Source organism: Halomonas sp. SIMBA_159 (assembly GCF_046536035.1).
GTDB lineage: Bacteria > Pseudomonadota > Gammaproteobacteria > Pseudomonadales > Halomonadaceae > Vreelandella > Vreelandella venusta_A.
Window position 1 is genome coordinate 1 of the sequence record NZ_JAWJBT010001000.1, and the last position, 256, is coordinate 256.

Annotated in this window: 1 protein-coding gene; it reads left to right on the forward strand. The window is 48.0% G+C overall.

Annotated elements, in window-relative coordinates; translation table 11 throughout:
- Positions 1 to 256 (forward strand): DUF1054 family protein (locus R0J87_RS22255; RefSeq protein ID WP_498889033.1); only part of this gene is annotated, 256 nt, incomplete at both ends.

Below are 256 nucleotides of genomic sequence, written 5' to 3' on the forward strand. Positions count from 1 at the left end.
GATCGGCCTTTGGGAAAGCCACGTATTTGTCATTCTTGCCGTTATTTATGAAGCACCCGGCAAAACCGAAATGGCAAACAAATTATTTTCCACTGAAGCATTAGCTGATTTGCCATCTGACTTCATGGTTTCCGGCGACCATATGAAGCCTGAAGCCACTTCCATCGCAAAGCTCGGCGAAGAAGTCGTCGACAAATTGTTGACTCGCCTGCGCGATGTGAAAAAAGGGGAACTCGTTATCGGCCGGCATCTATCG